13 protein-coding genes are annotated in these 14,051 nt (G+C 66.5%); 5 read left to right on the top strand and 8 right to left on the bottom strand.

Annotation, left to right across the window (positions count from 1 at the left end):
• Positions 1–8 precede the first annotated feature (8 nt).
• The gene (locus tag PX52LOC_RS15370) at positions 9–992 is read left to right on the top strand and encodes a hypothetical protein (RefSeq protein ID WP_149110944.1); all 984 of its coding nucleotides are present in this window, start codon (positions 9–11) and stop codon (positions 990–992) included.
• On the opposite strand, the gene PX52LOC_RS15365 is transcribed toward PX52LOC_RS15370, so the two are convergent.
• From PX52LOC_RS15365 to PX52LOC_RS15350, 4 genes are all read right to left on the bottom strand, one after another.
• On the bottom strand, positions 993–1,394 hold the full coding sequence (locus PX52LOC_RS15365; RefSeq protein WP_149110943.1) for a 6-pyruvoyl trahydropterin synthase family protein: 402 nt from the start codon (positions 1,392–1,394) through the stop codon (positions 993–995).
• Between the two features lie 142 nt (positions 1,395–1,536).
• Positions 1,537–1,971, bottom strand: coding sequence for a hypothetical protein (locus PX52LOC_RS15360; RefSeq protein ID WP_149110942.1), 435 nt, complete (start codon positions 1,969–1,971; stop codon positions 1,537–1,539).
• Between the two features lie 58 nt (positions 1,972–2,029).
• Positions 2,030–2,731, bottom strand: a complete 702-nt coding sequence (locus PX52LOC_RS15355) for a 7-cyano-7-deazaguanine synthase (protein ID WP_149110941.1) — start codon at positions 2,729–2,731, stop codon at positions 2,030–2,032.
• On the bottom strand, positions 2,712–4,061 hold the full coding sequence (locus PX52LOC_RS15350; protein WP_149110940.1) for a zinc ribbon domain-containing protein: 1,350 nt from the start codon (positions 4,059–4,061) through the stop codon (positions 2,712–2,714). Before PX52LOC_RS15350 ends, PX52LOC_RS15355 begins: the two co-directional genes overlap by 20 nt.
• A gap of 227 nt (positions 4,062–4,288) precedes the next feature.
• On the opposite strand from PX52LOC_RS15350, the gene PX52LOC_RS15345 reads away from it, so the two are divergent.
• Positions 4,289–5,086 (top strand): hypothetical protein, encoded by a 798-nt coding sequence (locus PX52LOC_RS15345; protein WP_149110939.1) that lies wholly within the window; start codon positions 4,289–4,291, stop codon positions 5,084–5,086.
• Positions 5,087–5,186: 100 nt separating this feature from the next.
• Here PX52LOC_RS15345 and PX52LOC_RS15340 read toward each other — a convergent pair whose 3' ends face one another.
• Positions 5,187–5,921: a CPBP family glutamic-type intramembrane protease gene (locus PX52LOC_RS15340; protein ID WP_149110938.1), complete on the bottom strand. Its 735-nt coding sequence runs from the start codon at positions 5,919–5,921 to the stop codon at positions 5,187–5,189.
• 68 nt (positions 5,922–5,989) lie between these two features.
• On the bottom strand, positions 5,990–7,369 hold the full coding sequence (locus PX52LOC_RS15335; RefSeq protein WP_168219011.1) for an HD-GYP domain-containing protein: 1,380 nt from the start codon (positions 7,367–7,369) through the stop codon (positions 5,990–5,992).
• A 250-nt stretch (positions 7,370–7,619) separates the two neighbouring features.
• Between PX52LOC_RS15335 and PX52LOC_RS15330 the strand changes: the two genes are divergently transcribed.
• Positions 7,620–8,372, top strand: coding sequence for a hypothetical protein (locus tag PX52LOC_RS15330; RefSeq protein WP_149110936.1), 753 nt, complete (start codon positions 7,620–7,622; stop codon positions 8,370–8,372).
• Positions 8,373–8,484: 112 nt separating this feature from the next.
• On the opposite strand, the gene PX52LOC_RS15325 is transcribed toward PX52LOC_RS15330, so the two are convergent.
• Complete coding sequence (locus tag PX52LOC_RS15325; RefSeq protein WP_168219010.1) at positions 8,485–10,680, bottom strand: MASE1 domain-containing protein; 2,196 nt, start codon at positions 10,678–10,680, stop codon at positions 8,485–8,487.
• A 134-nt stretch (positions 10,681–10,814) separates the two neighbouring features.
• Positions 10,815–11,636, bottom strand: coding sequence for a purine-nucleoside phosphorylase (locus PX52LOC_RS15320; protein WP_149110934.1), 822 nt, complete (start codon positions 11,634–11,636; stop codon positions 10,815–10,817).
• Between the two features lie 55 nt (positions 11,637–11,691).
• Between PX52LOC_RS15320 and PX52LOC_RS15315 the strand changes: the two genes are divergently transcribed.
• Both PX52LOC_RS15315 and PX52LOC_RS41630 read left to right on the top strand, forming a co-directional pair.
• Positions 11,692–13,086: a leucine-rich repeat domain-containing protein gene (locus PX52LOC_RS15315; RefSeq protein ID WP_168219009.1), complete on the top strand. Its 1,395-nt coding sequence runs from the start codon at positions 11,692–11,694 to the stop codon at positions 13,084–13,086.
• 97 nt (positions 13,087–13,183) lie between these two features.
• Positions 13,184–14,020, top strand: coding sequence for a hypothetical protein (locus tag PX52LOC_RS41630; RefSeq protein ID WP_178132550.1), 837 nt, complete (start codon positions 13,184–13,186; stop codon positions 14,018–14,020).
• Positions 14,021–14,051 lie beyond the last annotated feature (31 nt).

Here is a 14,051-nt window from a genome sequence, read left to right as displayed (position 1 = left end):
TGGGCCGTGTGTCCGCCTTCAGCGACGCCGAGATTATTCACCTCGCGAAGACGGAACTCGTGCCCGTTTGCGCCGACGATTGGTACCAGCGCCGCCGCACCGACGCGGAGGGGCAGTTCTTCAAAAAGATCGTCGCGCAAGGGCGGCGTGGCCCGGACGCGGAGACGCACCAGGGCATCTACGTCTTCACGCCCGACGGCCAACTGCTGTCGTTCGGCAACGCGGGGTTCGACGCGAACGTGACGCGGAGCGAAATTGTCCAGGGTCTAAAGAAGTGGAAGGCGCTGCCCGCCGAGCGGCGGCAACCGGGGGCGATGACGGTCGGCCCGCACGGCCCGGTCGACCCGACCTACGGTCGGTCGCCGCCACCGGGCGGAATGATCGTCCGCGTCCACGCCCGCATCCTGGACAGGGTCGGAACCCGGTACGCGAAGGGGACGTGTGAGGCCAGTGGCGGCGACCGGGCGGCCCGCGACTTCCTTTGGCTAACGGCCGACGAAGTCGGGCAGATGGCCCCGGCCGAGCCGCGGGTCGGCTACTCCTACCCGCTCCCTGCGGCGGTCGCCGACCGCGTACTCCGCTTCCATCTCGTGGACAACACCCGCGGCGAACCGGACGCCTGGGACAAAGACCAAGTCCGGTCGTCCGCGTTGACGCTCACGGTGACGGCCGCCACTCCCGATAGCGTGTCCTTACGGCTCGACGGCGAGGCGGTGCTGGCGACCGACGCGAACCTGGCGACGGCGTCCCGCGGGTACGAGGTCAAGGTACACGGGGAGTTGCGATACCGCCCGGCGAAGCAGACCTTCGACGAATTCGACGTCGCGGCCCTCGGCGACCACTGGGGGGTGGGCACGTTCACGCATACCGGGGCGCGGCCCGGCCGCGGGCTGTTGGGCATTGCCTTCGGCCTCGCCGACCCGACCGTGCCGGCCGACCGCGTCGCCCCGCAAGGATCGCGGGAGATCAACGCATACTTCGGCCGAAGTTGACTACCCCCGGTACGTCGCGAACGACGTTTCCGTCTCCCACAGTGTCACCTCGACCACCGGCAACCGCTGCTGGACCGCGTGGTCGTAGATGAGCTTCGCGATGTTCTCCGCCGTCGGGTTCACGTCCAGCGTCACGAACTGTTCGCCAAGTCGCCGCAGGTCGGGGATCACTGGGTCGTCCTTGTGCAAAAGCATCTTGTGGTCGAGGTGGTCGTCGATCCACCGGCCGACGAGTTGCTTCACCTGCGTGAAGTCCACGACCATGCCGAGCGGGTCGAGGGCCGCCGCTTCCAGCGTGATGACGGCCTTGCCGTTGTGGCCGTGGAGGTGGGCGCACTTGCCGTTGTAGTTCAACAGGCGGTGGCCGTAACAGAACCAGATTTCCTTCGTCACGCGGAACATTGGTTTCCTCATGGGAGCGGATGAAGGGTGACACGGTAAATGTCCACACTCACCGATCCGGGCCGCATTTGGGAGCTACAAATCTCAGAATCGCCACACGGGGCCCTGATTCGGTGCAGCGCCTGGATCGGCGCTGGGACGGTCAGGACCGCCAAACAAAAACCAACCCGGCTCCCGAGTAGATGGAGTGGACACTGTAAGTGGTCGCGGCAATGCCTGCGAACGCAGCCGCCCAACACCCCAACCCCGACCACCAGTATCCCCGCGCCGGCAAAACCACACCGCCGACAACTGGAAGGATCAACCAAGCACCCGCAACGAGTACCCCGTGGGTGCCGGCCGCCCACGCGAACTGCTCGGTCAGCGTGGCCAGAACGACCCACCCCAGAACGATAGTCCCGGCCACCCGCTCGGTGGGCCAGGGTCGGAACGCCGCGGCCACCGATAGGACCACGGCCGCGAACGACCCGAGGCCGATGAAAATCTCGGCGCGTGCGCGACCGACGGCGTAGGCCACGCTGACCATCAGGGCGAGTCCCGTGCATGCGATCAGGGACCGGCGACCGCTCCACTGCACCCGTAAACCCTCCACTCGCCGCATGTGGGAATAGGCAGAAGGCCCGGTCTTTCACCCTTCAGTCAACGTAGTCGGTCGGATCGGGCACGCTGGCGGCGGCGAAACCGGCCTGGCGCTCGCCACACTTGTTGCACGTTCCACAGTGCCGCGTGCCGACGGGTCGGATGCACGAAAAGGTGTGCGCCAGGGGCATCCCCCTTCCCCGCCGCAGCACGTCGGCCTTCGACAATTGCAGGGCCGCGTAGGGCCGCAGGACGCGCACCCGGCCCGTCACGGCTTGACTGACGAGGCGGGCGAAGCCCGTGTAGAAGTCGGCCGTCGCGTCGGGAAAGGGATTCCCCGTGAGCGGGGCAGTCGCCAATTCCGGTACGCCGTTCAAGTGGCACCACAGCAGCGGCTTCGCGAGCAACAGGACGTTCCGCCCCGGCAGATAAACGTCCTCGTCCGGCGATTCCTTCCCTGGTGTGCCGTGGCCCGTCAAACTCCAGTGCCGGCCGTACAGGTCGCCGACCGGCTGCACCAACTCCACGCACGGGCAGAGGGTCGGCGAGGCGATGGCCGCCAGGAACCGCGTGAGGTGGAAGAATTCCGCGGCTTCCCAGACCGAGCCGACGCGGACGAAGATCGGGTGGACGGCCGGGTACACCCGCACCGCCTCGGCCAGCAGGACGGCGCTGTCGAGGCCGCCACTGACGAGGACCGCGAGCGGACCGTCGGCCACCGCGGGCGGCCAACCGGCGTCACTTCCCGGGAGCGGCATCGGCCATGTCGGGTCGATTGAACATGCTGAGGATGGGCTTCGCCTTCTCGAAGTTCACCTTGCTCTCGGCGTACACGCACGTGCCGGTGTAGCTATACTTGATGTTCGCCATCAGTTCGGCCTTGAACTCCTTGGAACTGTGGTTCGAAACCACCTTCTTCGACTCGTTCGGCATCTCGGAATCGTCCCCCTTGCCGAGCGGGCCTTCCTTCAAACTCGTGGCGATCTCGGACGCGGTGTCCCTCGTGTCGGCGTCACAACCGACCCCGACGCGGACGGCCGTGCCGAACATCATCCATGTGCCGTAGACCTTCGTCCCCTGCAACGCCCCCGCGACCTTCGGGAAGTCTTTCTTGATACTGTCGCCGATCGCCTTGGCGTACCCCGCGAGGTCGCCCTCGGTGACGACCATCGTCCAGAGGTGGCCGGACGAAATCTTCTTGCCGGCGTCGGTCAGCTTGCCCGCCCGGGTCGTGTCCTTCGCCTTCGGGCCGCCCATGCTCGTGCGGAGCACGGCGTCCTGTTGCCCGGTCGCCAGGACCACCACGATGAGCCGGTTGTTCGGCGAGAAGATCATCGCGTTGTTCATCAGGCCGCGGGCGGACGAGCGGAAGCACGGGACGCCATCGATGTTGGCCGCTGCCCCGAGTTTCGGCCCGACCTCGGCGAAGTTAATCTTCTCCCGGGTGCGGATGACGACGACCTGCCCGTTCACGCCGCCGTTCACCTTCCGCTTGGCGTGGATGGCGTAGTCGGTGAACGCGATCGCCGCGTCGTCGATGCCCGGCACGGCCTGCGGCGGGGCGGCGGCCGCGAGTTCGGTGGCCACGTCTTTCACGACCACGTTGAACTGCGGGGTGAGTTCGGTCAGATAGCCGGGGTAGCGGGCGATCAGGCCGACGTTCATCCCGCGAATGTGGTTGAAATCGCCGGGGACGTGCGAGAGGGCCTCATCGACCTTGCTCACCTTCCCGAGTACGAGGTAGCCGATGAGCGCGACGCAGGTGAGGATGCCCAGGCCACCGGCGGCCATCAAGATCATGATGACCTTGTTGCTCTTCTTCTTCTTGGTCTTCCGCTTCTTCGGCCCGGCCTCGGCGGTCTTGCCGCCTTTCTCGCCCTTGTCCTTCTTCTTGTCGCCCTTCTTGGCCGGCTTTTCGCCGCCCTTCTCATCGCCCTTGTCGCCGCCGTCGTCGGCTTTTTTCTTCTTCAGCGGCTTGGCCATGAACTGATTGCCGCACTTCGGGCACTCGATACTCTCGTCCGCGTCCGGAGTGTCTTCCAGCGTGAGCTTGGCCTGGCATTCGGGGCAGCGGGTCTGAAAGGCCATCGGGGGAGCCACTCCGGGCGAGTGCGGGGCGCGAGGCGGACGGATGACTCATTGTTATCGCGGCCGACCGGGGGAAGGCAAGGGAAAACGAGCGAACCGGCTGGCGCGAGTGTGCCGCCCGTTCCGACCGTGCCGGCGGGGAACCGGCCGACTGCGACTTGACGAACCGCCCCGCGCCGGTCACGCTAGACGGGAGACGCCGTGCCGCTTCGCGAGGGAGAATGCCGATGTTCCGCCGCCGCTTCGTCCGAACCTTCGGGCTGATGACCCTCGCGGTCGGGTCGCTGTCGTTGGCCGTCGCGCAAGAGCCGAAGCCCGAACCGAAGGCTGACGCCCCCGCCCTCATCCCCAGCCCGTTCCGCGCGTTCGTGGTCACGGACCGCCGGTACAAGAAGCCGACCGCCAAAGATCAAGCCGCCGCGAAGCCCGGAGAAACTCCGGGCGAGGACATCGGCGAGGACGACCCGCGGAACCGTGCCAGCAAGATGCACGACCTCGTCACCGACAACGCCCTGAACCCGGTGGTGGCGATCTTCTCGCGCGTCCCGCCGACGGCCAACGGCACGCCCACGCCGGAACTCGTGAAGTTGGCCGCTAGCGTGAACGAACTGGCCAACGACCGGGAATTCCGGGCCGCTCGTTTGAGCAGTTTCATCATCTTCCTGACGCTGGGCAAGGAGTACCCGGAGGCCGAGACCCGCGACGAGGCGACGAAGGACACGAAGGCGTTCGACGCCGTGCTCAAGGCGCAGGCGAAGGCTCGCAACGACGAGTTGCAGAAGCAAGCGAAAGACCGCGGGGTGGCGGAACCGCTGGAGTATCGGTTCATCGTGCCGCTCGCCCTCGCCCCCGGCAAGTCCGACGCGGTGACGGCCTGGAACATCGACGAAAAAGCCGCCGTGACGGTCGTCTTCTACCGTGAGATGAAGGCGATCGAAACGTGGAAGTTGGACAAGCCGCCCACCGACGACGACGTGAAGAAGATCACCGCCGCGGTTGAAAAGGAACTGCGGGCGAAGAAGTGATTTAAGGCGAGCGGGGGCGTAAGCCCCTGATTCTGCGGTGGTACTCCCACCAGAATCAGGGGGCTTAGGCCCCCCGCTCGCCGATTTCTCGACAACCACTTCAGGCCGGGTTCACCGCCACGCCAACGAGAATGTCGTACCCCGCGTGGGCGCCGACGGCGATGCCGAAGCCGCGGAAGACGTAGAGGATCGTGAAGAACAACCCGGCCATCGCGCGGAACAGGAACACCGGCGTCGAAATCGGTTGGCCGTAGACGTGGTGGGCTGCGGCAAACAGCACGGCCGCACCCACGGCCGCCACCGGCACCGCAACCACGCCAGGGAATAGCACGGCTCGCAACAGGAAGACGCACAGCGAGAAAAGACCGAGGCGGAACAGCACTTCTTCGTAAATCCCGGCCCCGACGAACGTGATGAACTGCGCCGCCGCCACCGTCTTGAACTGAATCTGGTTCAACGGCAGGCCGGTCGTTTCCAGGATCAGGCGGAAGTTGCGGCTGATGCCCCAGAGCACGAACGCGAAGAGGATGCTCTCGATGAGCATTCCGAAAGCCACGGAGGCGGATTGCCGCGGGCGGTCCTTCCGGCGAACGACCGAGCGGATGAAGAACAGGCCGAGGACGAGGAGCGGCGCGACCCAGAGTTGGCCGAAGCCGTAGTTTTCGAGGAACCACCGCAGCCAGAGGTCGGCCCCGTTGCGGATGCTATCGGGGTTCGGCCCGCCGACCCAGAGGATGCCGAACTCGTAGACGGCGAAGAGAGGTAGCAGAAAGAGGAAGCACGCCCACGGGTGGCGGGTGGACGCAAGGTAGCTCGGGCCTTTGGTGTCATCCACGGGAGAAGCCCAACGCCGGGGGCAGAACGACAGTCAGGGTATTCGCCGCCGCCCGGCTGGCATTTCGATCACGAGCACAAATCGGGGTACCACTCGCCCAGCTTCTCGCGGCGCTCGGCGGCGGGCAAGGCCCGCACGATGCTGCCGACCTCCGTGGCGGCGAGGTCCAGGAACTCCGGCCGCGGGAGAACGTCGCCCATCGTGTTCGTCAGCAGGGCCACGACCGGCCGCATGGAGGCCCGCAGGTTCGTCCGGCTGTTGTGCGTGGACACCACGATCCCGATGCGGCCGTCGGTCAGTTCGATGACCGTGCCGATCGGGTGGAACGACAGGTGCAGCATGTACTCGGTGAAGTCGCGGTCCAACTTCCCCTCCTCGGCCATCAGCATCACTTCGGTCATGGCGGCCCGCGGCTCGAGCGCCACACGGTGCGGGCGGTCGACCCGCAGGGCGGCGTACACGTCGGCCACCGCCAGCAGGCGGGCCAGCGACGGGATCGTGTCGGCGCGGAAGCCGTTCGGGTAGCCGGTGCCGTCGATCCGCTCGTGGTGGGCCACGACGAGGTCGGCCATCGTCCCCGCTTCCGGCAGTACCGCGCGGAGGATGTCCGCGGAACGCCGGGCGTGGGATTCGATCATTCGCTTCTCGCCGTCGGTCAGCGGTGCGGCCTTCGTCAGAAGGTCGGCGGAGAGGTCGAGCATCCCCACGTCCATCATCAGCGCCGCCGCGACCGGCATCGTCGGCTTCATCGCCCACTCGAAGTCGTGCGGCACGAGCCGGGCGAGAACCTGCGCGACGTTGATCGCGTGAGCGGCGACGAACTTCGCCACGCCGTCGGTCAGCGGGTCGACCGACAGGAACCGCATGTGACCGCCCTGCCGGGCTTCGTCGAGGATGACTTCCGCCAGGTTCAGGAACCCTTCGGCCCGCACCGCGTTGCCGAGGTGCATCGCGGTCAGCCACTTCGAGAGTTGATCGACGCGGGCGGCGTCGGCCCGCCGCACGGCCAGCGAGTGCTCCAGCACGCTCAGGCGGTGGCGGATCACCTGCAAAAGGTGTTCGAACCCGTCGCACATGCGCAGTTGGGCTTCCGCCGCCGCGGGGAAGAGTTGCGCCAGCTTCAGGGCCGAGTCGGTCAGGCCGACCGTGCCACGGTGGAACTTCGCCAACGGGTCGGTTTCGGCCGGGTTCACGAGCAGCGCGTCGCCGGTCAACTTCTTCTGGTGGTCGATCAGTTCGCGGGCTTCGGTCAGCAGGCGGAACGCCCGCGCCGTGAGCCTCGGCGGTTCGGCCTCGGCGACCGTCTGCGGAACCGTGTCGGCCAATTGTTGGAGGGACTGCGCGAGTTGCTGTGGCCGGTCGGCCTCGGCGGGTAGGAGGCGCGGCACGCCTTCCAACTTCGCACGAAAGGACGAGATTCGAGCCAGCAGTTGCCGGGTGTCAGACATTCCCCACCCCATTTTCCACGTCGCGTGCGGCCGGCCCCCCGCCGGGCCGCACGCGACGATCCCCCACGGCCTTATCGGCCGGACTGAGGTGGTAACTTGAGGGGATTTTTCTGATTCTGCGGGTGAGTCATCCGCCCAAACGCCGTGACGGATCGAAACAAACTGTCTTGCACCGACCGGGGCGCAAGTTATACCGTTTCGATCACTCTCTCAGCATTACCAAACTGCCACCGCGAGGAGGGAACCTGCCGTGAGCCTGCGACGCACCAATCACACGGACGACACTGACATTTTCGGGTCGAGCGACAGTACGCCGACAATGGCCACGGCCCTCCGGCCTCACGACACGGCATCGACCGAACCTGTCAAGACAAAGTCCGCGGACGAGAACGGTGGCATCAGCATGTTCTGGCGGGTCTTCGGCGGGACGATTCTGAGCATCGTGGCGCTGATCGGCGTGACGCTCTACAACACGCTCAACAATAGCATCGCCGAGTTGCGGTCCACCGTCAGCAAGCTCACGGAAGAACGGGCCGAGCTTCTGAAGAAGGACGAGTTCGGCACACGGATGAACTCGAACTGGGAGCGCGTGCAGGCGATCCAGGGCCAGAACAACGAACAGAACGCCTCGCTCCGTACTTTCCGGGCGGAAGTCGACGGCATCAAGGAAAAGTTGACCCGGAACGGCACCGATCTCGACGCGGCGAAGAAGGATCTGACGGCCCTCGACGTGATGAAGGAGAAGCTGACGAACCTGGCCACCGAGGCGAAGAACTACCGCGACGACTACGCGAAACTGCGGCAGGACGTGGACAAGAACCTCGCGTCGGACCAGGAACGGAAGGCGACCCGCGACAGCCAGCACAAGGAGATCGAGAAGTCGATGAAGGACCTGCAGACGGCGTTGTTAGATTTACAAATCAAGCTCGCCCGCCTGGAAGGCCGCGAGAACCCGATGCCGATGCCGGAGAAGGCGACCCGCGGGCCGATGGGGAACAAGTAAGCTTAGAGTGATCGTGGTTCACTTTGGAACTCAGAGTGGGAGTGACGGGGTGGATCGCTGCCACCCCGTCACTCCCGCTCTGAGTTCCAGGTATTAAACCAGCCGGAATCCGTCACACCGGCCGCGGCTGCGGCATTCCGAGCACCTCGGACAGTCGCACGTTCCGGCGGCCAGAACGCGGGATGGGGGCGGGCGTCTGGCGGTCCACGGTCGCATGGGCCGTCGGTAACAGGACGCGAACCGTAGTTCCGCGGCCCTTCTGACTCTGCACCTGAATCGCCCCGCGGTGGTCCTGCACGATGCCCAACACGGCCGCCATGCCGAGGCCGCGGCCGGGGAACTTCGTTGTGAAGAACGGCTCAAAGATCCGCGTCAGAGTGCTGGTCGTCATGCCGCTGCCGGTGTCGGACACTTCGAGTTGAACGTACTCGCCGGCCGACAGGGCGTCGCCGTTGACCCACTGGCGGGCGGGTGAGGATTCGCCGATCGAGAAGACCGCCGTCCGCAGCACAATCTCGCCCCGTTTTTCCTCGTCCGCCATCGCCTCGGCCGCGTTCGTCACCAGCGTCATGAGCATCTGCCGCAGTTTCGCCTCGTCCGCGAACGCGATCGCCCCCTCGGGCGCGAGTTCGAACTTCAGCGGGCACCGCCGCGGCACGACCACGCCCATGAACCCCTCGGCCGAGCGGACGAGGTCGGACACGTTCACCGGCCCCGGGTGGTTGGTCGTCCGGCCGGCGAAAAGGCTGAGTTGCTTCGTGAGTTCCGCCGCCCGCTGCGCCCCGGCCATCACGTCGGTCAGCATCGTCCGGGCGGTGTGCGCCGACGGCACGAGCATCAGCGCGAGGTCGGTGTTGCCGACGATGCCGGTGAGGATGTTGTTGAACTCGTGGGCGATGCCGCCGGCCAGGACGCCGATGGCCTCGTACTGCTGCGTTTGTACCGCCTGGGCTTCCAGCGTCTTTTGCCGCGCTTCCGCCAGCTTCTGGTCGGTCACGTCCAGCCCCACGGCGTGGTACTCCGAGACGACACTGCTGGCCATGTCCACCGCCCGGGCCGTCCAGCGGAACCAGTGAACCTGGTTGTCGGCCGCCACCGCCTTGCTCTCGAAGAGGACCGGCTTGTCGGTCTGCTTGATGTCGCGGAGTTGGGCGAGGGTGTACAGGTCTTGGGCGAGACCGACGATCTGAAAATAGTTGTGCTCGATCAACGGCTTTCGCGCGTCCGAGCGGGTGAGCTTGGCCGACTCCCCGATAGCGGGCAGTGTGAAGGTGTGGCGGAAGGTTTCGTTCGCGAACAGCAGGATGCCGTCGGTGTTGAATCGGCAGATGAGGGCCGGGTTATCGTGGACGAGCGCCCGGTACGTCGCTTCACCGGTTTTGAGTTTGTGCTCCACCCGGTCGCGTTCCGCCAACAACCCCGACAGGCCGATGGCGATCAGGGCCGCCGTGACGAGGTACGCCCACGACGAGTAGAGGCGGAGCGACGGGTCGGCGACGTAGATGCACGGCCCCTGCGCGCGGTAGATCGCCCAGATCACGAAGGTGGCGAGGACGAGGACGTGGGCCATCGCTGTCCAGGCGCGATACGACGTGGCCGCCCAGGCGATGAACAGGAACGGCAGGAACGAGGCCGGGATCGACCACATCCCCTCGGGGATGACGCCGCCGTACAGCACAACGCAAACCAGCACGTTGAAGCCGAACGAACCGAGAATTCCCCGCAGGTGGCCGTGCCGCCGTAGCCGGGCCATCTTCGCGTACGACCAGGCCATCACGATCGGGGCGCCGAGGATCACGCCGCCGGCGTCGCCGAGCCACCAGACGACGAAGGCGTGCCCCGCGTCCGCCCAGGGGAAAAGGCGGTTGGCCGCCGACCACGCCGCACCGCAAGCCGCACTCAGGCACGTGCCGACCACCGCCCCCGCCACGAGGACGACCAAGTCCCGCACCGACTCGAACGCCGGGTTCAGGTGGTATCGCTGGTAGAGCCGCACCATGACCGCGCACGCCAGCGTCGTCCCGATCGCGAAGCCGAGCGACGGGACGGGGCCGCCGACGTTGTAGTTCGTGGCGAACGCGCCGAGGAGAACGCCGGGCCAGTGGCGGAGGCCGTAGCGGAACAGCAAGGCGACCGAGATGCCGACCGGCGGCCAGAAGAGAGACACCATCGAGATCGACGGGATCAGCAGGCCGATCTGGGCGGTGAGGTAATACGCGGCGGCGAACAGCAGAACGCGGCTGGACCAATCAAATCCCGACTGCGATCCGCGAGTCGGACGAGGACGGTGAGACGATGGCTTCGGCATGAGCGAACCTGAGCAAGCAAGGCGACCCGTCAATGGGTCGATGCAGACTACTTCCAAAATCATCGAAGCAGTGTCGGTATTTCGTGCCCGCGAGAAACGATGTTTCCCTTCGTGGCCGGAATTGCGTCAGGCGTTCAGAGTTCCGCCACGACGCGGCGCACCAAGACGCGCAATTTCTTCTCCGCTTCGTTCGCAACGTGAATAATCTCGGGCAGGCTCACCGGCTGGAGGGCGTCCGGCAGGCACATGTCGGTGACGACGGAGATGCCCATGCACCGCATCTTCGCGTGGACGCCGACGATCACCTCCGGCACCGTGGACATGCCGACGACGTCCGCCCCGATCGTTCGCAGGAAGCGGTATTCGGCCTTCGTCTCCAGATTCGGCCCGCTCACGGCGACGTACACCCCTTGCTGGCAGGGAATCTGTTCCTCCATCGCGACCTTGCGGCCGAGTTTCAGCAACTCGCGGTCGTAGGCGTTGCACATGTCCGGGAAGCGGTCGCCGAGCCGCTCGTCGTTCGGCCCGATGAGCGGGTTGTCGCCGAGGAGGTTGATGTGGTCCTCGATCAGCATGAGGTCGCCCTTGTCGTACTGCGGGTTCATGCCACCGCAGGCGTTGGAGGCGATCAGCACCTCGCACCCGAGCGCCTTCATCACTCGAACCGGGAAGGTGATGTCTTGGAGGCGGTAGCCTTCGTAGAAGTGGAACCGGCCTTCCATCGCCATCACGGCCTTGCCGCCGAGTTGCCCGCAGACGAGTTGCCCCTTGTGCGACGGGGCCGTCGAGCGCGGGAAGTGCGGGACGTCGGCGTAGGGCAGCACCGCTTCCGCCTGAATGTCTTCGACGAGTTTGCCGAGGCCGGTGCCGAGGATGATGCCGACTTTCGGCGACCCGGCCCACTTCGAGCGAACGAACGCGGCGGCCTCTTGAATCTTGTCGAACAGCGCGGTCATGGTGCAGGTCCGATTGACGCCGAGGGACGGTTCGCGGTACGCTCGATCAACATACATGTCCACTCCCCGCGCCGCCAACCCGTTCGCCCGCCGATTGCCCGGCCGTGCCACCCCGGACGACCTCCGCAAGATGGCCTGGGCACCGTCGTACCGTGCCCCCCGCGCGTGCGACTTCGCCAACCTGCCGGCGGTCGAGTTGCCAGACGTTTCCGGGGAGGAGCGAGAACTCCTCGACGCCATTCTCGCTGACGTAGAGGCCGACGAGCCACGCCTGCGGTACGCCGGCTTCGTCGGGAGTGACCGCATTCGCGCCGAAGTTCTCGGCAACGTCACCCGGACGGCTTCCCTCGACGAAGCATTCGCCCCGTGGTCGGCCCGCGACCTCGTTTACCGCCGCGGCTTCGCCGAGGGGATGTCGCTGGCCGGCCGCAGTTTCATCAGCCTCGGCTCGCACCTCGTCCGACTCACGCCCCTCCGCGAGTTGAGGCTGGTCGCCGTCGCCCCGTTCCTGAACGAACTCGCCGCCTGCCCGCACCTCGGCCGCATCGAATCGCTGGACCTGCGCGGCAACCACCTCGAAGCCGCCGGAGTGCGCGAACTCGCCGCCTCGCCGCACCTGCACCGCCTGACGCACCTGAACCTCGCGACGAATTCCCTGGCGGCCGACGGCGTTCGTGAACTCCTCCACGCCCCCTGGCGCGGCCGACTCCGCGGGTTGAACGTCGCCGACAACAACCTCGACCCGGCGGCCGTCGATCGGTTGTTGGAAGAACCGGCGTTCGCGGACATGGTGGAACTCGACCTGTCGCACAACCGCCTCGGCCCGTCGCTGGCCGAGAAACTGCCCCGCACGGCCATCGTCTGCTTGCTGAAAAAACTGTCGCTCGCCGGCAACGGGATCGGGCCCGGCGGAGCGTCCGCGTTCTTCGCGGCCGACCGGCTTAACACCCTGACCGACCTCGACCTCAGTTTCAACGGCATTAGCCCTGCCGGGGCGTTTGCGCTGGCGGATGCGGAATCGTTCCGGGCGGCCCGCGTGCTAGACCTCGGCTTCAACGACCTGGAAGACACCGGCGCAGAGGCCCTTGCGTCGGCCGGCAACCTTTTCCACCTGCGGGAACTGAACCTGCGGGCCAACCGCATCGGCCCCCGCGGTGCGAAAGCCCTCGGCGAGTCGGCTAACCTGGCCGCCGTCGCGAAGCTGGACCTCGCCGCCAACCACCTCGGCGACGCCGGTGCGGTGGCCCTCCTGACCGGCGACGGGCTGGAGGGTTTGCGTGAACTCGACCTGTCCAACAACGGCATCACCGCCGCCGGCGTCCGACGGCTGATCGCGTGCGGCGGCCTTCGGGGACTGGAATTGCTGTCACTTGCTCACAACCCCATCGGCCGCAACGCCGCGGGCCTCATCCGTGCCGGCGGCGACTTCACGGGCACCCTTCTTCTCTGAACTTCACCGCGGACGGATTGTGTTTGACACGCCGGGATCTTCCGGGCATAAGGCCGCGACCCGCCCCACTGCCGATGGTCCCTTCGCGAGAAGCGTGATGGCGCGGGTACATGCCGTTTTCTTCCTGGTCGTCCTCTCGACCACGGGCTGTCATTCGACGCCGAAACAACCACCGATGACCGTGCACGTCCGCGACGCGGAAACGAAAGAGCCGATCGTCGGAGCGACGGTCGATCTCTCGAAACTGAAGGGCACGCCCATCGCGAAACAAGTGACGACGGCCGGCGGCGTCGCCCAACTGACGAACCCGTCGCAGGACGATGACGGCTACCTCGACGTGTCGGCCAAGGGCTACCTCACCGAAGCCCGGCCGGTTTACGCCCTGAAGGACTCGCCCCCCGCAGCCGGGGCCGTCGCGCAAGCGCAGGCCGTCGAGATCGAACTGTACGCCGCACCGCAGCCGGCGGTCGAGTTGATGATCCCGACCGGCTTCCGCGGGCTCATCAAGGTGGAATTCAAAGTCACGGCAGACGACGGTCATTCCCGACCGCGACTCTTCCCGGTAGCCGTGAGCGCGGACGGCACGGCACAGATCGTCGGCCCGTCGATCATTCACGCCGTGACGCCGCAAGACGTGCGAGCCGTTCGCCCCGACGGGACTGCCCTGCCCACCGGCGGGCCGGCCGACGCGGTCCAACTCCGCTGGGTGAAGACGACCGAACAGATGGACTACTTCGTCTTCGGCACGCAGAGCGAGTGCGGCGACGCCCGCAAGAGCATCGACCCGGAAGACAAGGGGTCCGGCGGTGGCGGGGGCGGCAAGGGTGGTGGTCGCAAGGGCGGCGGTGGCCGCCACGGTGGCGGCCGGGGCATGGGCGGTGGCGGAATGGGCGGCGGTGGCATGGGCGGGATGGGAGGCGGCATGGGGCGGTAACATCACCCCGACGGCGGCGTGACGAGTTGCA

It is taken from the genome of Limnoglobus roseus (assembly GCF_008254045.1).
GTDB classification, from domain to species: domain Bacteria; phylum Planctomycetota; class Planctomycetia; order Gemmatales; family Gemmataceae; genus Limnoglobus; species Limnoglobus roseus.
The sequence above is the reverse complement of the archived record's forward strand: the minus strand, read 5'-3'. Positions and strand labels throughout refer to the sequence as shown.

Coding starts and splice junctions, on each gene's coding strand:
- PX52LOC_RS15345 (WP_149110939.1), top strand. CDS start 4,289: ATGTTCCGCCGCCGCTTCGTCCGAACCTTCGGGCTGATGACCCTCGCG.
- PX52LOC_RS15315 (WP_168219009.1), top strand. CDS start 11,692: ATGTCCACTCCCCGCGCCGCCAACCCGTTCGCCCGCCGATTGCCCGGC.
- PX52LOC_RS15350 (WP_149110940.1), bottom strand. CDS start 4,061: ATGGCCTTTCAGACCCGCTGCCCCGAATGCCAGGCCAAGCTCACGCTG.
- PX52LOC_RS15325 (WP_168219010.1), bottom strand. CDS start 10,680: ATGCCGAAGCCATCGTCTCACCGTCCTCGTCCGACTCGCGGATCGCAG.
- PX52LOC_RS41630 (WP_178132550.1), top strand. CDS start 13,184: ATGGCGCGGGTACATGCCGTTTTCTTCCTGGTCGTCCTCTCGACCACG.
- PX52LOC_RS15355 (WP_149110941.1), bottom strand. CDS start 2,731: ATGCCGCTCCCGGGAAGTGACGCCGGTTGGCCGCCCGCGGTGGCCGAC.
- PX52LOC_RS15335 (WP_168219011.1), bottom strand. CDS start 7,369: ATGTCTGACACCCGGCAACTGCTGGCTCGAATCTCGTCCTTTCGTGCG.
- PX52LOC_RS15320 (WP_149110934.1), bottom strand. CDS start 11,636: ATGACCGCGCTGTTCGACAAGATTCAAGAGGCCGCCGCGTTCGTTCGC.
- PX52LOC_RS15365 (WP_149110943.1), bottom strand. CDS start 1,394: ATGTTCCGCGTGACGAAGGAAATCTGGTTCTGTTACGGCCACCGCCTG.